We start from the raw sequence: 22,841 nt of genomic DNA, 5'->3' as shown, positions 1-22,841 counted from the left end.
CAGTGGACGCATGCTCAATAGCCAACAGACGATGCGTGCGGCGGTTTGCGTCAGGGCCGGTGGCCCAGAAGTGCTGGAGATTCGGGAGGTGCCTCTACCAGCGGTCCGGGACGGCTGGAGCCTGGTACGGGTTGAGGGCGCCGGCCTGAACCGGTCCGAGCTGCGGACCCGTCAGGGCCACTCCCCCAGCGTGATTTTCCCGCGTGTGCTGGGAATCGAGTGTGTGGGAACCGTGGCGGCCTCGACCGACCCCAGCTTGCCGGAGGGGACCACTGTCGCGGCCGTCATGGGCGAGATGGGCCGGGAATTCGACGGTGGCTACGCGGAATACGCGTTGTTGCCGAATGCGCTGCTGATGCCGATCACGACCACCTTGCCTTGGGAGATCCTGGCCGCACTGCCCGAGACGTACCTGACCGCGCAGGGCTCGTTGGACGCGTTGGGTGTCATGCCGGGTGACCGGCGGCGGTTGCTGATTCGTGGGGGGACCTCGTCAGTCGGGATGGCGGCCGCGTCGATCGCGTCCGGCTACGGCCTGGAAACCGCCGCCACGACTCGGCGGCAAAGCAAAGCCGACGCGGTGAAGACGGCTGGCGTCGACCACGTACTCGTCGACGATGGTAAATCGCTCGCGGCGAGCCTGCGCACGATCTGGCCCGACGGTCCGGACTTGGTGCTGGACCTGGTCGGTGCGCGTACGGCCGTGGACTCGCTGCGGTTGGTCCGTCGCGGCGGGACGGTGTGCGTCGCCGGCTCGCTCAGCGGCTGGCTGATCCCGGACTTCGAGCCGATCGCGATGATCCCGTACGGAACCAAACTCACGTCATTCCACAGCGACAACTTCAAGGGCAGCGTGGGCACGACCGTGTTGCAGCGGGTCGTACGCGAGGTCGAGGGTGGCGTCTACCGGCCCAACGTCGACCGCGTCTTTGACCTGGACGACATCGTCAAAGCCCACCAATATATGGAAAACAACGAAGCCACCGGAAAGCTTGTCGTCTTGCCTTAGGACAGGTCGGCGACGGTGAGTTCGATGAGCTGGGCAGACGTGGGGCTCGGGTGGTTGGCCAGGCGGGCGGCCTGTCGTTCGATGGCCTGCTCGAACAACGTACGAGCGTCGCGGGCGTTGCCGAGGGTGCCGGCGTCCTGCTCGCGGTGGAACCGCTGGGTGATCGCGGCGAGCGCCTCGTCGGACCATTGGTAGTGATGGTTTTTCGCTTGCAGCTCGATGATTTTCGCGAGGTCGTCGGCGTTGTACGCGGGGAATTCGATGGTGCGGGAGAATCGGGATCGCAGGCCCGGGTTGATGTCCATGAACTCGGTCATTTCGGTGGTGTAGCCGGCGACGATCACAACGAGGTCGTCGCGATGGTTCTCCATCAGGCGGACCAGCTCGTCGATGGCTTCCAGGCCGAGGTCGGAGTTGGCACCGAACGTACGGGCCAGCGTGTACGCCTCGTCGATGAACAGCACGCCACCCAGCGCCGACTCCACCACGGCCTTGGTTTTCAGGGCGGTGGCGCCAAGATACTGGCCAACGAGGTCACTGCGGCCGGCCTCGATGACCTCACCGGTGGCCAGTGCGCCGAGCGCGGCGAGCAGCCGGCCGTACAAGCGGGCGACGGTGGTCTTGCCGGTGCCGGCTGGGCCGGAGAACACCAGGTGCCGGCTGAGCGGCGGCACCGGCAGACCGACGGCCTCCCGTTGCTTCGCGTTGCGGACCAGGTTGATCTGGGTACGGACCTGCGCCTTCACCGGCTCCAGCCCGACCAGCTGGGTCAACTCGGCCAGCCCGTCCAGCTCGTCCATGTTGTCGAGCATGGCACTCGGCGCCGGCCGCACCCTGTCCACAGTGGACGGTCGTACGTCCGCACCAGCGCCGGCCGGCACCTGAATCTGGTCGGGCGCGGTCTCGACCGGTTCCTCGATGCGGACCTGCCGGCTGCGCAGCACCGGCTCGTCGGCATTGCCGGCCACCCGGCAACGCAGCAGCCGGCCGGTGCAGCCGGCGTCGACCCGCAGGCCCTCCGCCGAGCCATCGACGAACTCGCTGTCCAGCACCTCCAGCCGTGCACTGTCGGTGGCCTGCAAACCGGCGCCGCCGCTGGACCGTACGCTCAGCCGTTGCGCGGTCAGCAGTGCCTCGTCGGACACGAACACCCCGCTGCGCGCGGTCCCGGTCACCGTGCAGTCGCTTACGGTCAGCTTGCCTGAACCACCGGCGACCAACCCGAGCACGCCTCGCTCCACGGTGCTGTGCCGCACGGACAGCCGGGCGCCGGAGTCCACGGCCATGGCGGCGACCTGCGCGTCAGCCACCGTGGCATCTCGTACGACCACCTGGCTGCCCTCATCCGTGGCGGCTATGCCGCCCGCGCATCGCCGCACCGTGCCGCCGACGAACGTCACCTGGCCACCGCCCTCGACCCCGACACCGGCCTCGACCACGTCGGTGACGGTCAGCCCGGTGAAGGTTCCGGTCCCGCCGTTGACCATCGCACCCGCGGTGGCGCCGTCGACACGCGTGTTGGTGGCGGCGACGGTGCCGGTTGGCTTAACCGTGATCCCAGTCGCCCCGGCCTGGCTGATCGCTGAGTCCTCGATCGTTACCACGCCCATCGTCTCGGCATAGACCCCATGGTTGCCCGGCCGGTCGATGGTGGTTCGTCGCAACGTGATCCGCCCGCCGGTGCGTACCAGCGCGCCCTCCTCGGCCCCTTCCGAGATCGCGCAGTCGACGATCGACAGGTTGGCCCGATCGGTGGAAATCGTGCTGGGATAACGACATTTACGGATCGTGCTGTCGGACAGGGTCACCTGCGCCTGCGCTTCGGCCCACACGCCGTTCTGCCCGCAGCCGTCGATCGTCGTACGCTCTACAGCCACCGTGGCGTGCTTGATCCACATGCCGACGGTGCTGACCGCGGAGATCGTGGTGTCCAGGATCCGTACGTTCGCGCCGTCCATCGCCGCGAACCCGCCGTAGGCGGCTTGGGTGAGGACGCACCGCTCGACTACGCCCGTTGTGTTCTCGCCGTAGGTCACCCGAGCGCCCGAGACGTGGCAATCCCGCAGGTCCATCGACGACCCCGACCGCGCCGACGCCAGGTTGACGACTTCGGTCTCGGCATCGGGGTCCTTGCTGGCCGGGGCCTCGTCGCGGCGCAGCTTGACGTGGTCGAGCGCGAGCGTCCCCGCCGACACCAGGACCGTCGGCAGGTTCTTGATGGCCGCTCCGGCGATGGTGATCCCGGTGACCCGTACCGACCCCAGGACCTCCACGGCCGTCCCAGCCGTCCACGCCAGCTCCACCGGACCTTCGCCGGCGGACACCAGCTCCACCTGCCCCCGCAGCTTCACGGCCTCGCGATAGGTGCCCGGCCCGATCACCACCCGGATCGGCCGCGACCGCGCGGAGCCGGCCGTCAGCGCCTCGCCAATGGACGCGAAATGCCCCGTCCGTCCGGAACCCGGCGCCTCGACTGTCACGACGTACGTGTTCTCGGAAGACTGCCCGTCCCGGCCATCGCTCGACATCCCCACCCGCCCATCATGCACAACCGTCGGCGAGCGCGAGCGCTCCGGGACAAGGCCCGCCGGGAGCGGGTTCAGCTCAACAACAGGGCCGCGTCCCAGCCGGTACGGGGCATCTCACCGGTCGCGTACGAGTGCAGTGCGAGCGCCACCCCGGCGACGCCGTCGAGGAAGCCGGGCCGCTCCGCGTACCAAGTGCCTTCGGTCTGGTAGTAGCGGAAACCGAACGCGCTGTCCGGTGCGTACGCGTCCAGCACCCGCTCGGCGACGACATCGACGGTCCCGATGGCCATCCGACGCGCGATGTGGAGCAGCCCGGCCCAGCCGTGGCAGAGGCCGGGATTGTCGATCGTCTCGTCGTTCGCCGTGGCCAGCGAGCCGCGCAGGGCGGCCGCCGCCTCAGCTCGCCAATCGGCCCGGTCCAGCGCGATGCCGGCCAGGTCCAGCGCCCAGCCGACTCCGGCGGCCCCATAGCACCAGGCGTCGCGGCGACGGCTCCAACTGGGCTGTCCACGGTGGTCGTCCAGGGTCACCCACAACGGCCAGTACGGGCCGTTGTCATCGGTTCTCCGCCATCGGTCAAGCAACGCCACGATGTGGGCGATCGCCGCGTCCTGTCCCTCGATCCGGATGCCGGCGAGCCAGCAGAGCGCGAGCAGCGCCAGCGGGCCGGGCACCCCGTGAGCGAGGCCGACGTTGAGACAGTCCCGCGAGCCGCTCGCGCCCCACCAAGCGGGCACCTGCACGCCGTCCACCCGTACGTCCCCGGCAACCGCGATCGCGACCAGGCATCGCAGGACTTCGGTCAGCGTCGCGTCGGCGAGGTCGCTGGCATCGCGGCGAGCCAGCAGGTAGCGGCCGAGACCAGTGATGCCACTAAGCACGTCGTAAAGGGTGTCGTCGCCGATCGGCTGGCCGGCTCGTACGGTCGCGAGACCCTGCCGGGCGAGGTGTGTGGCGGACCGGCAGAGGTGCCGGTCGAGCTGTTCCAGCAGCTCCGAATAGCCGCCATAGGCGCAGGCCGCTGCCTGCCCTACGAAGGCGACTGCGGCCGCACCGCTGAACAGTCTCGACCGGCCGCCGAGCGCGGTGCCGGCCGCCGCGGTCAGGTGGGCGTGGGCGGCGGCACGCCACCTCGGGTCGGCCGCCGCGAGTTCGGCGAACAGCAGGCCAACGCCGGGATAGCCGTCGCCGAGCGTCTCCGGCCGCCAGATCGGAACCGTCAGCGGTCCCGCCTCAAGCACGTTGCCGGGCGCATCGGTGACCGCGGCCACCGTGGCCGGATCGGCCAGCCGGGCCGCGAGGTCCGCGACCACCTGAGTGGCCCGCTGACGGATGTCGTCACCCTGATTCATCGCGCTCCACGGCATGGAACGACTCCAGTGTCTCCAACAGGTGCCGCGCGGCCGGCCCGGTCTCGCCCACTCGCACCGGCTGATTCGCCAGCAACTGAGCCATCTCCGACCCCGCCTCAAAGCGGGTGACGTGACCGTTGGCGGCACACAGATCGCCGGCGACGACGATCTCTGCCGTACGGCGAACCACTGCGGTGTCGGGCAGGGCACGCCGCTCGTCCGGCGGCGGCACCGGCCGCAAGCCACCTGCCGTCCGGATCCGTAGCGAGCGATCGACCGCCCGCTCGGCCAGCCCATCGGCGGCGAAGTCGCGGAAATATGCCAGCGCTTGCTCAAACGCCGGCGGAAGCGAACCATCCACGGTCCCCAACAACGGGCTTGACGAGCGCGGATACTGCCCGAACGACCGGCCCGGGTCGGCGAGCAGTGCCGGATCGACACTCAGCAAAAGGTCGTCCAGGTCGTACGCGGCCCGGTGGCCTTCCCGCGGCACGCCCACGTTGACGCTGGTGGCCGGCTCGTCGCCGGCGCTTTCGCCAACGTGGTAGAAGCTGGACGGCCAGTAGAGTAGCTCGCCGGGTCCGATCTCGACCGCGAACGACTCGGCCTTGTACGGCTCGTAGTCCAGCACCGTACTCACCGGATCGGACCAGGGCCGGCTCGGCCAGAACCGCATCCGCTTGCGTCCGGCCAGGCCAAACATGAAGGTGGCGAAACGGTCCTTGTGCACGCCGACCGGGCTGTGTTCGTACGTGCCGTGGAACAGCGTCGTGATAGCGCCGCTCAGCGGGATCCCGACCCGCTCCCACAGGCCCGCGTAGAAGTCGCGCTCGCGTGCCCACTGCGGATAGGCCATGCCGTGGAAGCCGTGCAGGATGAGCGCATAGCGGCGGCCACCCAGACGCTCGGCCAGCCGCTTTTGGTAGCCGGCGAGGGAGCCGTCGTCCGGTTCGGGAAGGAAGTCGCCGGCCACCACCTGTTGCCGGCGCTCGACGGTGAACTGCGCGTTCGGCGGGAGGACGCCCGGCCGCTCGGACCGACCAGCCACGGTCGCCGCTTGGAAGACCTCGTTCTCCTGGAACGGCGGCCGCGGTACGTGCCGGACCAGGACCGGACGGCGATCCCAGCAGTCGCGTACGAAGACGTCCCAGTCCAGGGTTTCCATGACGAACAGCTCAGACACCACGCGCCTCCAGCTCGACGACGTAGAGGCGATGCAACGCGCGCAGCAGCGTGATCACCCTGGCGGACTGATCCCCCGCACCGATCGCCGCGCACAGCTCGCCGACCCGCACCGGGCGACCGAGCGGCAGCTCGGCCAGAATCCGGTCAGTGACCGCGCCGGCCAGCGGCAAGCCGTACCCGTTCACCGCCCACACTGTCCGGTCGGGCGGGTCCGGCACCGGTAGCACTTCGGCGGTCCGCCGGATCCAGTCACTCGCGGTGAGCTCGACTGGCCATCGTGGCGCCGGCACCGGCTCCAGGCCCGCGGCCGAGCGCCGCTTCCCAAGCTGTACGCGCAGCGCCCTCGTCAGTTCAGGAGCCTGGACCTGCTCGCCGAGCTGCTGGGCGATGGCGGCGATCGGCTCCGCGACTGTCCCGGCTGAAATCGGCAGGTAGGGCACCTCGTCGCCGTCGCGTTGCGCCTGCATCGTCTCGGCCAGAAGGTCTTTGACAGCACCGAAAGCAAGGCGAGGGTCGGTTGGTACGCGCAGCCGCAACAGCATGCAGCGATCAGCGTATGTGTCCGCGTACGAGTGCGTGCCCGGCCAATAGGCGAGCTGTCCCGCCGGTACGGTCAAGGTCGGCTGGGGGCCGGCCGTGCCGTCCTGGAGCGCGACCCGCAAAGTCCCGTGCAGCACCCAGGTCAACACGTCGTGAGTGGGTTCGCCCGCGAGCCCGCCACGGTCGGTGATCCGGTCACCGACCGCGAGCTCCGAGACCACCGGCAGACTCGGCCAGCCGACCTCCCGCCACAGTCTGGCGAGCCAGTCCCGGACCACCGACCACAGGGCGAAATCGGTCATCAACGGCTGCTCGACGGTCAGCAGGCAACCCTGGCCGAGGTCGGTTTCCAGCCGGTCGAAATAGCCGTCGAGCGTCCGGTCATGCTCACCTGGCAGCAGCCCGCCAGGCGCTCGAATCACCCCGTCGTCGGCCCGGAACCGTACGTCCGGCAGCGCCTGATACCGAGTGCCAGCGCGAAAAGGCGCGCTTGCGGCGACCATCGCGCGGTAGCCGGCGGCGAGATCCACCGGCGCCGGATCCGGCAGCACCGCTGGCGCCCGCCCCCACTGCTGGGCGACTTCCCGCCAGCCGGTCATGTCGGCTCGGTTCCCGTCAGCGGGAAGCGTTCCCGCAGTTCATTCGCGTATTCGTGTAGGGGCACCAAGCCCATCGCCCTCCTGCGCTCATCAACCTGCTCGGGATCCTCCAGTGGGCAAGGCACCAACTCACCGTCCACCCGGTCGAACTTGGTGCCGTAGACCTGCGGCCGCCCTTCGGCCAGCCGGACGGAATCCGTCACGTACGCGATCTCCCGGCGAGGGAAGTCGCCGGCGTCGGCCGCCACCGTCATCAGCTCCAAGGCCCGCCGCTGCAGCGGGAGGTCGTCCTCCAGATGCTGGACCAGCCGGCTGGCCGCCTTGGTCGCGGCGAGGCCCACCATCGACTGCCCCGGCCAGCCGTACTGGTCAAAGACCTCCCCCAGCCACCTCGCACCGCTGCCGACCAGCGCCGTCAGCCGGCGATGCGACGACTCGTCGGTGAACCCACCGCGCGCCCATGGCACCCGCAGGCGGGCATCGACGCGGTCCATCCGCAGCAGCCGGCGCCGGATCTCGACGCCGGCCGGCAGCGGGTCCGGAACTGGCTCGGCGTCGATCGGATCGATGGCTACCCGGGCTTTGGACTCATCCCAGCGATACGTGATCCGGCGGCCAACCTGTGGCCAGTCGAAGCTGACCTCACCCTCTTCCGGACCATGCAGACGCACGCGTACGCCGAGTTCATCGTCGGTGAAAGCATGGTCGGGAATGTCGTCGAAGACGTGCTCCACCGCGTCCCGCAGCGCCGGGCCGAGGGTGGCCAAGGTCAGCCGGGCAGCGACGTCGGCGAGCGGTCGCGGGGTCACCGGTGGCACCGGCTCCGGATTCGGCACCGGCCGCGGCTGAAAAGCTGCGAGCGACGGGTCCAGGCTGCACAGCGGGCCGCCCAGGACCGATCGGAAGAAGTACGGCACGTCGCCGCGGTCGAGCTGTTCCCGCTCGGCCGCGTCGAAGACCACCGCCGGGTCGACCGGGTCGCCGTTGAGGGCGCCGACGTAAATCGAGGTGGCCCGGCGGACCACTCGTGCGTACCCGTCGGCGCCGTCCCGCTCGACCTGCCCGAGGAGGTCGTCGCGATGCCGGCAAATGAGCGTCCAGGTGTCGAACATTCCCCGCAACAGGGCCGAAACGTACGGGCCATAACCGATCCGCCCAGTGGTGTCGCCGACCACCGACCGGGTAACTGTCCGAGTGACCGAGCGGCTTCGGGTTCCCAACGACAACACGCCGTCCTCGCCGGCCGTCCAGCACACCGGCTGGGCGTCGACATCGCACCAGCGGGCCTCGTTCTCCAGTCCCACGTGGTGCGTCATCGAGGTGGTTGGCGCGTACACCAGCGTGGTGTGAGCCAGTCGCTTCGCGTCGGCGAAAAAGACCTCGAGGTCGACCGGATACAGCATTGGCTCGTCGTCCGCGCGCGCACCGGCCAGCACATTGCTGCCGTGCAAATCGGTGATGCCAAAGGCAAAACAGGCCGCGGCCAGCGCGCCGGCGCGACGCCAGAACGGACCCGCCTGAGCAGGCGTCAGCTGGGTACCAGACAGCACGTGCTGGCCCTGGCGACGCAGGATCCCCCACTCCGGCGGCCGTTCCACCCATTCCTGCCAGGAGTAGCCATGCCGATCCGGGCCGCTTCCCCGCCAGCTGGACAGCACCGGCAGCCGTACGTCCCCAGACACCGGTGGCAGCTCGTTGAGCCGCGCGAAAATCGCGTTTTCGTTGAGGAACAACAGCTCGCCGGACGCCGGCCGGGGTTTGTACGCGATCCGGCCGCCGCCCGCGAGATCCACCCGCAGCACCCGCTGCCCGCCGTTGTGCGTTTCCTCGTCGTGCGCCCACAAATGGGTGACCGGCCCGCGCAGATCGGCTCTGTCCGGCCAGCCGGTCCGCAGGTCCCGGCGCAGCCGGTCGAGGAACACGTCCAGGAGCCCCAAAAACTGGGCACACCGGCGCCCCACCACAGCCGTAAGGTCCGGGATATCGGCGGCGCAGGCGACGAAGGCCTCCCGTACGAACGCCCCGAAGAGGTCGGCGTTCGTGCTGGTCAGCAGGTCGGATGCGAGAATGTCGGAATACTCTGGGATGGTCGCCTCGCACCAGGCCTGCAGTCGTTCGAGAGCGGCTGTCAGGGGGTCAAACCGCGGCTGGGCGAACGTACGACGCAGGGCCCGAGCGTCCGCCGCACCGCCGAGGTGACGCTCGATCGCGAGGGTGCCCTCCGGGCCCGCGCTCACCACTTGCGGGAACATCGCACCGGCCTCGCCGGCCTGTACCGCGGCCAGCAGCCGGCTCACCGCCGACGGCGGCTCAGGTCCATCCAACGGGCCAGGGTCGCTTATCTCCCAGTGAAACTCAACCATCGCCTCGACGCACCGCGGCCCTTTCGGTAGTCATCACAGCGGCGGTTGACGGCCGACGGACCGCCAACCGCCACTGCCGGAATCGGCGAACAGACCGATCGCCAGATCGCATTCGACGGACATTTTCATTACAAGTCCGGCGAAATCACTGTCCGGCGGCAGGCCTGGACTACGAGCAGTAAATTCCGGCGCAGGTGCAGTCGAAACAGTTGCCGCCGCCGGTGCCCAAGTGGGTCGTGCTGGCGGTGGTCTCGTCCAGCGCCGGGATCTCCAGCTCCAGGTCACCGATCACCAGATCGAATTCGGCAGTTGCTTTTTCGTTGACGGGTGCGGTCATCATGGTTCTCCTTCTGTGATGGACAGGGGCGCGGCAAATAGTGCCTCCCCGGCTCGGTTATCACAAGGGGGTTTCGCGAAAATCTTGCTACTAACCAAAGGAAAGAGCGACCACTGCGGACAAAGTCGGCGACCCGGAGCCCGATTTACCGGAATTATTTAATCTGTCATATCGCCGCGCGCGACACCGCTCCGACACCTGCCGGTGAATCCAGTTACGCGGTCTCCGCCGATGGCGTCACCCGGAACCCGGTCGCGACGCCACCGACCGGCCGGTGATCCGGCTCGTTGAGCACGTCAGCGGCGGCGCGTAGGAAGGCTTCGGTTTTCGGGCTGGTTCGGCTACCCAACCAAACCAGCGGGTCCGCTGTCGCCGCCAGGCTGAGCCAGTCCGGACCACTGCGCTCGCCCACCTGGAAAGCAAACCGAGGATCCCTGACCAGGACATCGCGTTCGGACATCGACTCCCCAGCCAGCCGGAACAACAATGAAGGCTAGCCTAACCTACTGACAAATGTCAGGGAGCGTCGCCGAGCCGGACGCGGGTCGCCTTGGGCAGGCCGGCGGCCACCCGCCAGTACGAGTGCTCGACCATCTCCAGGACCTCGTCGGCCGGGACGCTGCCATCCAGGGCCACGGTGTTCCAGTGCCGCTTGTTCAGGTGATAGCCGGGCGTCACCGCGTCATACTGTTCGCGCAAATGCAGGGCGAGGTCTGGGTCACATTTGAGCGAGACCCTCGGCGGGTCGTTTTCCGGCGAGAGGATCACGAAGACCTTGCCGACCACTTTGTAGACGTCCGTGCCGAAGCCGAACGGATTCTCCTCGGTGGTCTCGGCGAACTCGAGGGCGAAAGCCGCGATCTTCGCCGGCGTCAATGCCTGGGCCTTGGGTGCCACTGTCCGTGCTCCTCCCGCCTGGTTGGTACGGGAGACAGTCTGTCAGCACTGCCGGCCACAGGCACCCAGCTCGTACGGTCCGAGGTCGGTCGCCGGGCCGGCGACCCGCGGTCTGCCGGCGAGATCGGTCGGCGAGGTGTTGCCGGGCACACCCCGGTCCAGCACCGCGAGCCGGGCGATATACGCCCGGTAGGAGGTGAAATCCGAGGTCCGGAAAGCCGCGTACGGGCCGCGGGTCTGCTGGAAGGCGGCGTCGCGCGGCACGATGGAGGTGTCCAGCATTTCCAGGTTGTTCAGGAACTTCTCGTTGGTCGTCTTGCCAATCCGCTCGTACGTGAAAGCGTCGGACTTCGCCCGTACCAGAATGTTGTTTATTATCGTGGTGTCGGTGTTCGCGAGCCCGGTGTCCTGTTCCTCCAGGCTCACCACCTGGTATTGGAAACCGCTGAGCACCAGGTTGTTCTCGATCCGGACACCTTTGAGGCTACCCAGGTTGATACCCTGACTGTCGTACGTTTCGCAGATATTGTCGCGAAAGACGATGCCACTGATCTCGTACGTCTTCGCCGTGTCGTTCTGGGCGATCAGGCACTGCCGGGACACCCGCACGCAGATATTGGCCTCGATCACCGTACCGGAGAATTTCCTGCCGGTGTCGTACGTCTGGAAGCAGTCCGTGTGCGGGGTGTCGCCGGTGCTGTCCGGCTTGCTTTTGAACTGGTTGATGTCGTGGATGTAGTTGTTCCGGATCGTGTGCGCGCCAAGGAACCGCACGCCGTCCACGTCCAGATCGTTGACCCGGTCGGCGTGCAGGTCGTAGACGTTGTTCCAGGTGATCTGCGCGCCGGCCCCCGCGCCGACAAAGAGCCCGTAGTTCTGCAGATTCGTCACGGTGTTACGCGACACCGTCGACCGATGGCACGGATCGCAGCGGATCCCGTAGGCCAACTGCCGCCCGTTGACCAGGTTGTGCACGATTTTCTGGTCGCTGCCGGCGAAATCGATGCCGGCTTCCGGGTTCAGGTAGGCTGCCCCGACAACGGTGAAACCGTCCAGTGTCGTACCAGCGCCGGTGACGACGGCGTTCTTGATTTTGGCGACCCCGTTGGATCGGACCGTCACCTTCGACCGGTTCAGGTGCACGGTCTGGCCGCTGTAGTCGCCGGCTTTCACGCATACCACCGCCCCGGCCGCGGCTTTGCCGATGGCGGCGTCGATCGACTGGCCGGCGGTCACCGTCGACTGGCAGTCAGTCGACTGCGGGTTGCCGCGACCGTCCGTCCCGTACGGCGGCAGGGCGGCGGCAGCTTGGCGTACGAACGAGGCGGCCGGCCACTGCCCGAACAATCCCAACGCCGCCGCCACGACCAGGCCGATAAGGCCGCGACCGACTCTGCTACCAACCCCCGGCGATGTCATCCGCGCAGGGTACGAAACGGTCTCGGGACCAGTCCCGGCCACACTCGACACTTCCGGCGTACGGGTAGCCGACTTTGGTCTGATGTGGCCGGGATTATCGCCACGTTACTGTAACCAGAACACCTGGCTTGGCTGACAAATGTCATGGAAACTGAAGGACAGACACATATATGAAGAAGAAGACGGTCACGCTGGCCGCCGGCGCCACCGCACTCGCCGCCGCGGCCGGCGCGGTCTGGTGGTTCACCGACACGGCCCCTTATCCGTACGACAAACGCCGACTGCTGGATCTCCCACTGCCCTTCCTGCGCGCCGCTGACATCGACCGCGCGCTCGACCCGGCCGACGGCGAGCGGATGCTGGAGATCGGGCCCGGGACCGGCCTGCAGTCCCTGCACGTGGCGCCTCAACTGGGTTGCCAAGGCCGGTTGGACATCGTCGACATCCAACAAAAAATGCTGGATCACGTGCAAAAACGCGCTGCCGACGCGGAAATCTCCACGATTCACGGTACCCGTGCCGACGCCACCTGCATGCCTTTCGACGCCGGCACGTTCGACGCCGTTTACCTGGTCACCACACTCGGCGAAATCGGTGCGCCGCGGGAATCCCTGACCGAGTTCCACCGGGTGCTGCGACCGGGGGGCCGGCTGGTGGTCGGCGAGTTCTTCGATCGGCACTGGATTCCGTTCGGTCGTTTGCGCTCGTACGCCGACGACTGCGGTTTCCAGCTACAGGAGCGACACGGACCGACTGTTGCATACCTGGCGACTTTCGTTCGTTCGTAGTCGTCTGTTACCGGTTCTATCGGACAGCCCAGTCCGGCACAATGCTCGAAAGTCAGTAATTCTCTTGACACATGTCATCTCGACACGCCCTTTCCCGAGGTTAATCGCATATTTCGGTGGAAACTCTTGACCACGCGGGCCAGGCAGCGTGTAATCCGAGATCGGTCGGGAGAAATGGCGGGGAGCAACGAACATGGGCGTCGGGATGACCTTCGAGTTGTCCACCTTGGCGACGCAATTGCTGGCTGAGATCGCAGCCGATCCAGCCGGCGTTGTCTCGCCGTCGGTTTATGAGACTGGCCGCATCCTGGATTTGGCACCCTGGTTGCCTGACTGCTCCCGGCGGTTGGCCTTCCTCGCGGCCGAACAGAATGCGGACGGCAGCTGGGGCGGGCCCGGTGGCTATGGCATTGTGCCGACCTTGAGCGCCGTCGACGCGCTGCTCGCGGTGGTGAGTTCTGGCCGTACGACAGGAATGTCGACAACGCACCTGCAACGCCTCACCAAGGCCGCGTCCCGCGGGCTTTGGGCATTAGTCGGTTTGCTTGGCCCGGATGGACCAGCGGCCGCGGACATGATCGCCACCGAGCTGATCGTGCCGGCGCTGGTCGAGGCGCTCAACGCCCGGTTGTCGGCGCTGGCCGCAGAACCAGTAGCCGGGCTCGAGCCTTATGCCGGCACGGTGTTGCCGCTGCCAGTCGGCACCGATCCCGGGCTGCTGGACAAGCTCCGGGCGAACCCGGCGGCGGCCGGCAGCAAACTCCGGCACACCCTGGAGGTGTTGGGCGGAGCCGCCGGGTTGGCCAATGTCCAGCCAGCGAACGCAAACCTGGGCTGCTCCCCCGCTGCCACCGCGGCCTGGCTGAACGCCTCGCCAGGTGCGCAGACCGACGCTTTGGCATATCTTCTGGACGCCGTACGGCGCGGAGATGGCCCGGTTGCCGGGGTGACGCCGATCACGATGTTCGAGCACGCGTGGTCGGTGAGCGCGTTGTTGGGTGCCGGGATTCAAGTGCCGGTCCCCGACGATATTCGAAAGCGTATGACGGCAGCCCTTACCCGGGAAGGAGTGGCGGTAGGGGCCGGGCTCCTTTGCGACGCGGACACCACCGCGACGACGCTGACAGCCCTGGCCACGTTGGGAGACGCACGCCGGCCCGACGTGTTGCTGCGTTTCGACACCGGCGAGCATTTCCAGTGCTGGCAGGGCGAACGCAACCCATCAATCAGTGCCAATGGACATGTCCTGCATGCGATCGCTGGGTATCTGGGACGTGGATCCGAGGGCGACCCCCTTCGCCCCGTCGCCGACCGGCTGGCGAACTGGCTGGTTGACCAGCAGCAGGCCGATGGTTCCTGGCTGGACAAATGGCATGCGTCGCCTTATTACGCCACTGCTGTCTGCGTACGGGCGGTGAAATCTGCCGACCGGGACGAGCCGATCCGCCGCGCCAGCCGCTGGGTCCTGGATACTCAGCGAGACGATGGGTCGTGGGGAGTATGGGGCGGCACGGCCGAGGAAACGGCCTATGCCGTCCAAATCCTGGCCGCTGGCCGGGCCGCCGGGGTGCTCACCGAGCCGGCCATCGACCGCGGCGCGATCTTTTTGCGCGACCAGCTCGCGAGAATTGTTTCGTCAAGTGCCGTTCATCCGCCGTTGTGGCACGACAAGGATCTGTACGCGCCGCGTCGAGTCATCACCGCGGAAGTGCTCGCCGCACTGCGATGGGCGAACAGCCAGTGATGCCGCCCGAGCTGCCCGACGCGCGGGTCGCGGGACAGATCTCTGGACGCGCTTTCCAGGCGCATCGGCGGCTGGGGCCGTGGTTGGCCCAACACGCCAGTTGGATCAATGACGGCTATGTCGCGCCGGTCACCAGCGCATACGCGTACGCCGCACCATGGCTCACCAGCGACGAGATGGACCTCGCCCTGCGTTTCGAACTGTGGGTTTTCGGCACCGACGAGCTGGTGGACAGCAGAGCACAGACGCGGTCCGAAGTGGACACTCTGGTCTCGCGATGGGTGACTGTCGCCCACGGAGCCGAACCAGAACCAACCGATCTTCCCAGTGTCGCACTGGCGGATATCCTCGCGAGGTTGCGGACGAGTCCACTTTGGACTGTCTTTGGAGAGCGCTGGCGTGACCTTTTCGAGAATACGTACCAAGGTATGGTCCAGGAGTGGGCAGGTGCCGAGCGGCTCGCGACCACCGGCCACGGACCGAAGATGGCCGAGTATGTCGCGAATTCGGACAGCTGCGGCTTTCGCCTGATCCGGGTAACGGACTGGTTGGCTGGTGGTGACCACGCCGCCGTGGATCACGCGAACCGGCTGTTGACCGCTGCCTGGCATGCCGAAATCGCCTCGCGGCTCACCAATGACCTCGCCAGCCATCAGCGAGAAGCAGACCAGACAGACCTGAACGCGGTGAAACTCGGGGCAACAGCAGCCCAGATCGGTAAATACATCGAGGACGCGACCGCGCGATGCGACGACTTGCTCGGGCCACTCGTGACCGCCCAAGTCCGCCCCGCGCTCTGGCTGCAGCGAATTCTGCGCTTCGGCAACGGCTTCTATCAGCATGCGGATTTCCGGCCGTGAGCACGCATCTCGGCGCCGAATTCGACGAGACCATCGCGCACGGGCCCGATCCATATGAGTTCTATGCGCGCGCTCGGGTCGAACAGCCGGTCTTCTACAGCCATCGCTTCGACCTCTGGTTCATCACCCGCCATGACCATGTCGTACGAGTGCTGCTCGACCCAACCGGCTTCTCCTCAGAAGACCGTTCCATAAAGCCAAAACGATGGCCACCGCGGGTCGCCGCGGTGATGGCCTCCAAGCGGCACGCCAAGCATCTCGGCAACACCGACCCGCCGGCCCATACTCGCCTGCGGCAGGTGCTGAACCAGGCATTCCTGCCGACGGTGGTCGCCGGCTACGCGCCACTCATTCGCGAGGTCGCGGACGATCTTTTGGACCGCCTGGCCGGTCCTGAGGTGGACCTGCTGAACGAATATTGCTATCCGCTTCCCTTGATAGTGATCCTGAGAGTTATCGGCGTGCCGCTGGATGACCTGGATCGTTGTATGCGGTGGTGTCGCGACAAGTCCACATTGGACTTCGCGGCCGAGACGCTGAACGAGGACGAGCAGCTGCGAGCCGCTGAATCCTCGGTGGCTTTCGTCGACTACTGCGACAACCTTGTCCGCCAGCGACAACACGCGCCGCTCGACGACCTGATCAGCCGCCTGCTCAAAACGCGAGTGAAAGGCCATCCCCCGCTGAGCGGACCGGAAGTCGCGGACCTGCTGCCGTTGCTGATCTTCGCGGGTCACGAGACGACGGCGAACTTGCTGGGGAACCTCCTGTGGCAGTTGCTCTCGACCGGCCACTGGGACCGGCTGGTCACTGATCCTGACCTCTTGGAAGCGGCCGTCGAGGAGGGTTTGCGGTACGATACGCCGGCCCTGGGTTTCGTCCGGCGGGCCTTACAGGACACCACGATCGCGCACGTACGGATTCCAGCTGGATCCAGGGTGTTCCTGTTGTTCGGTTCGGCGAACCGAGACCCGGCACGCTGGAGCGAACCCGAGCGCTTCGGTTTTCCCCGGGACCGGGCCAGCGGGCACCTGGCGCTCGGACAGGGAATTCATTTCTGCGTCGGCGCGCCGCTGGCTCGACTGGAAACGCGCATCGGATTGGACCGGCTGCTGAGGCGACAACCAACGTTACGGCTGACCGATCCGGTCACTGAGCCCGAGCGCCGCGTCCACCTCGTTCTGCGTACGCTTCGCCGCCTGCCAGCGCACTGGGATCAGAAACTCAGCCGTCTGAACGGCGGCGGTGCAGCGTGAATTTCTCGAAGACCGACAGCTCACCCCTGGGTTTGTTCACGTTGTAGTACGTGACATGCATCGACGTGGTGTCGCCGGGCCGCCGGCCGGGATCGACGGTGAAGGCCGCGAAGCCGTACGGGTGCTCGATATCTCGTACGGCGCTCCACACCGCCTTTTCCTTGACGTAGGTGGCGGTTCGCTTGCCAGTGCCCGGATCGGCCGTCGCGGAAACCGCGGTGAGCACCTTTCCGGTGCCGTCGGCGAAGAATTTTCCGTTGGTTGTGCCGGAAACTCCGCCTCCGCCGAGAATCATGTGGACCGTGCCGTGAGTCGAGTCGATCACGTCGGTGGCCGCGGACACCGGATTCGGGGTGAGCGTCTCGCTGCCGGCCACCACTCCTCGTACGGCCAGCGACCGCTCGTAGTCGTGTTCGTGCCCGCAGAGCACCAAATCCACGCCATATTGGTCGAACAGCGGCCCATATTTCTGCCGCAGCCCGAGGTCGGCGCCGTTCGCGTCGGACGTGCTGATCATCACCTGGTGCATGGCCACCACGACCCAGTCGATGTCCCGCGACGATCGGGCGGCGGCGAGCTCACGCCGCAGCCAGCCGAGCTGGCGGCCGCCGGAATAGCCGCTGATATAGACATCTCCGCCGTCCTGCAGGCAGTTGTCGTCGTTTTGCAACACAATCACCCGCACGGACCCGACGGTGAAGGCGTACCAGAGCCCAGCCAGCTCGGCGTCCGTCTCGGTCGAGGGAACTTTGAAGTACGCCTGAAAGGCGTCCAGACCGATCGGACCGTTCGCTTTCTCGATCTCGTGGTTGCCGGCCGCCGGCATCCACGGCCGGAAGCGAGCCGAGCGGGTGTTGTTGGTGAAGAAGTTGTTCCACGTCCGCACCCGGTCGACGTCCAGGTTCGCGTAGCAGAGATCTCCGTTGAGCAGGTGGAAAAGCGGCGCGACGGTCTCGATGCCGGTGACGATGTCCTTGGTGGCCGGCGTCGAGTTCGCGTCCAGCCCGGCGGTGCCGTTGGCCAACCAGGTCACCTGCGGCGCGGACTGGTCGCCAAAGCTGGTGAAGGTGAAGGGCGCCCGGCCGGCCGGCGCGGTCCGGAACGTACCGGCGTCTGGCGTCGCGCCGTCGTGTTGCACGGCGTAGATGTAGTCGGTGCCGGGCCGCAGCCGGTCCAGCTCGGCATGGTGGATCCAGACCGTACGCCCCGAAGTCCCGTCGACGTACGTACGCGTGTCCGCCTGCGCCACGCAGCCGAAACCGCCGTCGAGCGTGCCATAGACCACTCGCGGTCGCCGGACCGAGCCCTCGGTGATCCACGACGCCACCATCTGCCGGGCCGGGTTCGCACCGAAGGTCAGGTGCAGGCCCTGCACGGGCGTCGCGCCGTTGCCGACGCTGGGCACGAAGGCCGGGCTGGCGCTCGCCGGGGTGGCGCCGAGCAACGGCGCCGCGGCCGCGCCCGTACCGACCGCCCCAAGCAGCCCCAACGCGCCGCGTCGGGTGACGGTTTGCTTGCTGGCCTCGGGCATCGCCGCTCCTCAAAGCTCGGTTGTCGAGGTGAACCTAGAAGCGGCGAGCGACGTGCTTATGAACGGCCTCTGACCAGCGCATGAAGCATGTTCACCTCGGTGACGAAAGGGATTTACCTCGTCAAGCTGCCCGAACCACCCCGACTCGTACGGGCGAGGCCGCCGGCCGTACGGGCATCGGCGACAATCGGCGGGTGAACACCGAGATCAGCATCGCGCCAGAGGTGACCGCGCAGTATCCCGCCTATCGCGCGACTGTCGTGCTGGCGCACGGCCTGCGCAACGGCCCGAGCGGCCCGGAGACCGTCGACTACCTCGCGGACGCGGTCGCCACCGCAGTCAAGACCCTCGACGGACGCAAGCCCGGCGAACACCCACAACTCGCTGCCTGGCGGCGGATTTACCAGTCTTTTGGGGTAAAACCGAGCCGCTTCTACTGTTCCGCCGAGGCGCTCGCGCGGCGCGCGCAGAGCGGCCAGGTGCCGTCCATCAACGAGCTCGTCGATCTGTACAACGCGGTTAGCCTGCGGCATCTGCTGCCGGCCGGCGGCGAGGACGCCGGTGCGCTGCAGGGTGAGCTGGTGCTGCGGTTCGCCACCGGCGACGAGCCCTGCGACATCCCGGAACGGCCGGACGGACCGACCGCGCCGGCCATCGGCGAGCCGGTCTGGGCCGACGACGCGGGCGTGACGTGCCGGCGGTGGAACTGGCGGCAGGGCCGGCGGACGGCGTTGACCGACCAGACGACCGACGCCTTCTTTCTGCTCGACGCGGCCGACGAGTCATCGTACGAGCCACTCGCCGACGCCACCGCCGAGCTGACCGACCTCCTCACTCGACGGCCCGGCGCGACAGTCACCACTCGCTCGTTCTCTAACGTTTAGATCGACAGCTAAACATGAGGTAAGCTCGACGGACTATGAGTGACTGGATAACCGTCCCGGGCGAGACGGCCTCGGTCGCGCTCGCCCTGGTGAACTCGCTGCATGCCGGCCCGAACGGCGACATCGACCACCTGGCGAGCCCCGAGGCCGCCGCCTCCTGGCTGCGGTCTCGTGGCCTCCTGCAGAGCGACACGGTCCTCAGGGAAGTGTCCTCACTCGCCCAGCTGCGTGCTGCCGTACGGGAACTTTTCCTCGCTTTCTTGGAAGAACGCGATGCAGATCCCGCCGCGGTCGACACCGTCAACGAAGCGGCGGCGGCGACCCCGGGAGCTTCTTCGGTCGCCTGGCCGCCGACCGGGCCGGTACGCACCTGGTCGACCATTCGGCCCGGCACGCTCGCCGAAGCGCTTGCCGCCATCGCCGGCGACGCTATTGACGTGCTGTGCACGGAACGAGCCGCCACCATCCGCGTCTGCGAAGCACACGGCTGCGTACGCGTCTTCTTCCGCGAGCACGCCCGCCGCCGCTGGTGTTCCACCACCTGCGGCGATCGAGTCCGAGCCGCCCGGCACTATCGATCCTCACACTCCTAATGGATATCTACTCAGTTATCCGTTAGACTTCGAGGGTCGATGACGGCTTTCGAGAGGACACCCCGTGACACACCAGGTTCATCACCGGTACGTGACCGTGCAGGGTCACCAGATCTTCTACCGTGAGGCCGGCCCTCGGGACGCGCCCACGATCGTGCTGCTGCACGGGTTCCCGAGCAGCTCTTTCATGTATCGCAACCTGATTCCCCAGCTGGCCGACCGCTATCACGTGGTGGCGCCGGACTACCCCGGCTACGGCTGGTCGGACGCACCGAAGCCGAGCGAATTCACGTACGACTTCGAGTCGGTCACCGCCGTGATGGTCGACTTCCTGGCCGCCCTGAAACTTGAGAGTTTTGCCCTCTATATTCAGGATTTCGGCGCCCCGGTGGGCCTACGGATCGCCTCCCGCCAGCCAGCGCGGGTCACCGCGATCATCACCCAGAACGGCAACGCCTACGTCGACGGCCTGGCGCCCGAATTCCTGGCGTTCCTACAGTCCGACGACCGCGACAGCCAGGAAGTCTTCGCCCGCTCGCAACTCACCCTCGACGCCACCAAATGGCAGTATCTAACGGGCGTACCAGATCCGACCCTCGTCGACCCAGACGCCTTCCTGCACGACCAAACTCTGCTGGATCGACCCGGAAACGACGCCATCCAGGTCGCGATGCTCACTGACTATCCCCACAATCTCCCCATCTACCCGGAGATTCACCGCTATTTCCGGGAAAGCCAGGTGCCATTGCTCGCCGTCTGGGGCGCCAACGACCCGATCTTCATCGCCGCCGGCGCAACGGCGTACCAAAAGGACCTCCCCAACGCCGAAATACACCTCCTCGACAGCGGCCATTTCGCGCTTGAGACTCACGCCGACACCATCGCCGCTTACGCCCTGGATTTCCTTGACCGGGCCCTAAAAGGCTAGGTTCAACCAGCAACCTCTGGGGTATCCTCGCGAGGTTAGTGATACACGGTCACAAGGTCGTCGCCAAACAAGACGGCCATCCGCAAAATATCGAGGAGACTCTCGAGAGTCTCGGCAGACTCCGGATCATCGGGGTCATCAAGATCCGCCGCCTCCAGCCGGGCCGCCGTGTCGGCGACCTCAATCCCCGTCAGCCAGCCAAAAGTCGGCTGGTACGACCATTGCATCCCGGCCAGTGGGCGGTCGAGCAGGTGGCCGGCGGGTCCGGCCCCGATGATCCCGGCGAGCGCGGTCGCGACGAACTGATCGCGGAACCACTCGCCGCCGGCCGAGCTGTGGGTGATCGAGTCAATTGGCCGGCCCAGCACGCGCAACACGTCGTACGTGCGCTGGGCTCGGTCGTCGGCTGACGCATCGATGCCGGCCAGCCGCGCGGTCAGCTCCGCTAATGGAACCGCGAAAAAGGCCAGCGTGTAGCTCATGCGCCTACCCTGTCATGGCGCCCGGCCGCGGGCTCGGCCACCGCTTGGCGCGGACCGGTCAGGCCGACCGCGGCCAGCCCCGCGGCGACCAGCGCGCTCGCCGCCATCACCACGGCGACAACGACAAAGGACGAGGTGGCCGTGTACGTCGTGGTGAAGACGGCCACGCCGAACACGCCGCCCACCCGGACGATCGTGTTGAAGAGGCCGCTCACGTCGGCCGCGTAGCGGGTGTCGACCGTGTCGGTGAGGACGGCGATCGTGCCGGCGAACGTGCCGCCGTAGCCCAACCCGGCAATGCCCAGCACCAGCGCGAGCACCCAGCTGCTCGGTTGTCCGTACGCCGCCAGCAGGGCGACCACCGCGAAGCCGGCGGCGACCAGCAGGGTGCCGGCGAGCCCAGCCAGTTGCCGATGCCGTGGGCTGAACCGGCCGAGCAGCGGGCCGGCAACCCCGAAAGCGGCGACCCACGGCACCATCACCAGGCCGGATTCGGCGGCCGACGCACCCCGGCCCTGCTGCAGGTAAATCGCCACCACCAGCAGGATCCCGAAGTAGATCGCCCCGGTCACCGCGGCCGCCGCCAGCGTCCAACTGATGGACCGGCGACCGAGCAGCTCCAACCGGACCAGCGCAGCGGCGCCACGCCTGGCCGTCCGCCGTTCCACCACCACGAAAAACGCGAACGCCGGCACCGCGGCGAGCAGGCAGCCGTACGTCCACCCTGGCCAGCCCTCCCCCGGCCCCAGCACCAGCGGAAACACCAGCAGGCCGAGCGCGACCGTCAGCAGCGCGGCGCCTGGATAGTCCAGCCGACCGGCGGCCGTGGTGGAACGACCGACCGGAAGGGTGCGGCACAGCGCGAAAAGCGCGATGCCCAGCGGCACGTTGAGCAGGAACACCGGTCGCCACGACGTGCCGAACAGGTTCGCCGACACGATCAGGCCACCCAGCACCTGGCCGATGACCGCGCTGCCGGCCAGCACGATCGTGTACGCGCCCAACGCGCGAGTACGCTGCCGGCCCGTACTCATCACCTGGATCCCGGTCAGCACCTGCGCCACCAGCAGCGCGGCACCGGCACCCTGCACCACCCTGGCCACGATCAACAGCCACGGGCCGGTGGCGAGCCCGCAGGCAAGCGACGCCAGCACGAAGACCGCGAGGCCCACCCGGTAGACGCGACCGAAACCGTACAGCCCACCCAGCCGAGCGCAGAAGACCAGCAGCACGGCGAAAGCCAGCGTGTACGCGGACACGATCAGCTCGACCTCGCCGGCGCTCGCGGCCAGCCCGGACCGGATCGCCGGCGTCGCGGTGTTCACCACCGCGATGTCCACATTGGACAGGAACATGCCGCCCAACAGGACGGCGATGGGCACTGAACGGGACTTCGTAGACAACTCCATACGTACTGATCGTGCCCGCGTTCCCCCTCGATATCTGGCGGCGAACAGACGTCGCGTTTAGCCCAACAGACCTTGCTCCTATGGGGGAACATGGTGATCACTTGAAGGGCAGCTGTATCGCAAAAGGGCTACAAAGA

20 protein-coding genes are annotated in these 22,841 nt (G+C 67.2%); 8 read left to right on the top strand and 12 right to left on the bottom strand.

Annotated elements, in window-relative coordinates; translation table 11 throughout:
- Positions 1-10 precede the first annotated feature (10 nt).
- The gene (locus ABD301_RS34410) at positions 11-1,009 is read left to right on the top strand and encodes a zinc-binding dehydrogenase (protein WP_344314369.1); all 999 of its coding nucleotides are present in this window, start codon (positions 11-13) and stop codon (positions 1,007-1,009) included.
- On the opposite strand, the gene ABD301_RS34405 is transcribed toward ABD301_RS34410, so the two are convergent.
- The 9 genes from ABD301_RS34405 to ABD301_RS34365 all read right to left on the bottom strand — a co-directional run bounded on the left by ABD301_RS34405 (position 1,006) and on the right by ABD301_RS34365 (position 12,229).
- Positions 1,006-3,537 carry a right-handed parallel beta-helix repeat-containing protein gene (locus tag ABD301_RS34405; protein WP_344314472.1) on the bottom strand — a complete coding sequence of 844 codons (2,532 nt, stop codon included), beginning with the start codon at positions 3,535-3,537 and terminating at the stop codon, positions 1,006-1,008. The genes ABD301_RS34410 and ABD301_RS34405 overlap by 4 nt on opposite strands.
- A 71-nt stretch (positions 3,538-3,608) precedes the next feature.
- Entirely contained in the window at positions 3,609-4,889 is a 1,281-nt protein-coding gene (locus ABD301_RS34400) for a lanthionine synthetase C family protein (RefSeq protein WP_344314368.1), read from the bottom strand.
- Positions 4,876-6,072, bottom strand: coding sequence for a hypothetical protein (locus ABD301_RS34395; RefSeq protein ID WP_279579423.1), 1,197 nt, complete (start codon positions 6,070-6,072; stop codon positions 4,876-4,878). The genes ABD301_RS34400 and ABD301_RS34395 overlap by 14 nt, the downstream gene beginning before the upstream one ends.
- Positions 6,065-7,213: a hypothetical protein gene (locus ABD301_RS34390; RefSeq protein ID WP_344314367.1), complete on the bottom strand. Its 1,149-nt coding sequence runs from the start codon at positions 7,211-7,213 to the stop codon at positions 6,065-6,067. The genes ABD301_RS34395 and ABD301_RS34390 overlap by 8 nt, the downstream gene beginning before the upstream one ends.
- On the bottom strand, positions 7,210-9,537 hold the full coding sequence (locus tag ABD301_RS34385) for a DUF4135 domain-containing protein (RefSeq protein WP_344314366.1): 2,328 nt from the start codon (positions 9,535-9,537) through the stop codon (positions 7,210-7,212). Before ABD301_RS34385 ends, ABD301_RS34390 begins: the two co-directional genes overlap by 4 nt.
- Positions 9,538-9,745: 208 nt before the next feature.
- Positions 9,746-9,913 (bottom strand): hypothetical protein, encoded by a 168-nt coding sequence (locus tag ABD301_RS34380; protein ID WP_279579425.1) that lies wholly within the window; start codon positions 9,911-9,913, stop codon positions 9,746-9,748.
- Between the two features lie 214 nt (positions 9,914-10,127).
- Complete coding sequence (locus ABD301_RS34375; RefSeq protein ID WP_344314364.1) at positions 10,128-10,397, bottom strand: hypothetical protein; 270 nt, start codon at positions 10,395-10,397, stop codon at positions 10,128-10,130.
- A gap of 32 nt (positions 10,398-10,429) precedes the next feature.
- Positions 10,430-10,810, bottom strand: coding sequence for an MmcQ/YjbR family DNA-binding protein (locus ABD301_RS34370; protein WP_279579426.1), 381 nt, complete (start codon positions 10,808-10,810; stop codon positions 10,430-10,432).
- 42 nt (positions 10,811-10,852) lie between these two features.
- On the bottom strand, positions 10,853-12,229 hold the full coding sequence (locus ABD301_RS34365) for a NosD domain-containing protein (RefSeq protein ID WP_344314363.1): 1,377 nt from the start codon (positions 12,227-12,229) through the stop codon (positions 10,853-10,855).
- A gap of 170 nt (positions 12,230-12,399) precedes the next feature.
- Between ABD301_RS34365 and ABD301_RS34360 the strand changes: the two genes are divergently transcribed.
- From ABD301_RS34360 to ABD301_RS34345, 4 genes are all read left to right on the top strand, one after another.
- Positions 12,400-13,017 carry a class I SAM-dependent methyltransferase gene (locus ABD301_RS34360; protein ID WP_163567233.1) on the top strand — a complete coding sequence of 206 codons (618 nt, stop codon included), beginning with the start codon at positions 12,400-12,402 and terminating at the stop codon, positions 13,015-13,017.
- A 193-nt stretch (positions 13,018-13,210) separates the two neighbouring features.
- Positions 13,211-14,761 (top strand): prenyltransferase/squalene oxidase repeat-containing protein, encoded by a 1,551-nt coding sequence (locus ABD301_RS34355; RefSeq protein WP_344314362.1) that lies wholly within the window; start codon positions 13,211-13,213, stop codon positions 14,759-14,761.
- Positions 14,743-15,621 (top strand): terpene synthase family protein, encoded by an 879-nt coding sequence (locus ABD301_RS34350; RefSeq protein WP_344314361.1) that lies wholly within the window; start codon positions 14,743-14,745, stop codon positions 15,619-15,621. Before ABD301_RS34355 ends, ABD301_RS34350 begins: the two co-directional genes overlap by 19 nt.
- A complete protein-coding gene (locus tag ABD301_RS34345) occupies positions 15,618-16,877 on the top strand; it encodes a cytochrome P450 (RefSeq protein WP_163567235.1) in 1,260 nt (419 codons plus the stop codon). The genes ABD301_RS34350 and ABD301_RS34345 overlap by 4 nt, the downstream gene beginning before the upstream one ends.
- Here ABD301_RS34345 and ABD301_RS34340 read toward each other — a convergent pair.
- The gene (locus tag ABD301_RS34340; protein ID WP_344314360.1) at positions 16,846-18,408 is read right to left on the bottom strand and encodes a purple acid phosphatase family protein; all 1,563 of its coding nucleotides are present in this window, start codon (positions 18,406-18,408) and stop codon (positions 16,846-16,848) included. The genes ABD301_RS34345 and ABD301_RS34340 overlap by 32 nt on opposite strands.
- An 80-nt stretch (positions 18,409-18,488) precedes the next feature.
- Between ABD301_RS34340 and ABD301_RS34335 the strand changes: the two genes are divergently transcribed.
- The 3 genes from ABD301_RS34335 (at position 18,489) to ABD301_RS34325 (ending at position 20,813) form a co-directional block, all read left to right on the top strand.
- On the top strand, positions 18,489-19,292 hold the full coding sequence (locus tag ABD301_RS34335; protein WP_344314358.1) for a B3/B4 domain-containing protein: 804 nt from the start codon (positions 18,489-18,491) through the stop codon (positions 19,290-19,292).
- A gap of 35 nt (positions 19,293-19,327) precedes the next feature.
- Positions 19,328-19,885, top strand: coding sequence for a CGNR zinc finger domain-containing protein (locus tag ABD301_RS34330; protein ID WP_163567237.1), 558 nt, complete (start codon positions 19,328-19,330; stop codon positions 19,883-19,885).
- 64 nt (positions 19,886-19,949) lie between these two features.
- The gene (locus tag ABD301_RS34325) at positions 19,950-20,813 is read left to right on the top strand and encodes an alpha/beta fold hydrolase (protein WP_163567238.1); all 864 of its coding nucleotides are present in this window, start codon (positions 19,950-19,952) and stop codon (positions 20,811-20,813) included.
- Positions 20,814-20,848: 35 nt separating this feature from the next.
- Here ABD301_RS34325 and ABD301_RS34320 read toward each other — a convergent pair whose 3' ends face one another.
- A complete protein-coding gene (locus tag ABD301_RS34320; RefSeq protein ID WP_163567239.1) occupies positions 20,849-21,295 on the bottom strand; it encodes a hypothetical protein in 447 nt (148 codons plus the stop codon).
- Positions 21,292-22,704 carry an MFS transporter gene (locus tag ABD301_RS34315; RefSeq protein WP_344314357.1) on the bottom strand — a complete coding sequence of 471 codons (1,413 nt, stop codon included), beginning with the start codon at positions 22,702-22,704 and terminating at the stop codon, positions 21,292-21,294. Before ABD301_RS34315 ends, ABD301_RS34320 begins: the two co-directional genes overlap by 4 nt.
- Between the last annotated feature and the right edge of the window lie 137 nt (positions 22,705-22,841).

This window comes from Fodinicola feengrottensis (assembly GCF_039530045.1).
GTDB lineage: Bacteria > Actinomycetota > Actinomycetes > Mycobacteriales > HKI-0501 > Fodinicola > Fodinicola feengrottensis.
Note: the sequence above shows the minus strand (reverse complement) of the source record. Positions and strands in the feature narration are given on the sequence as shown.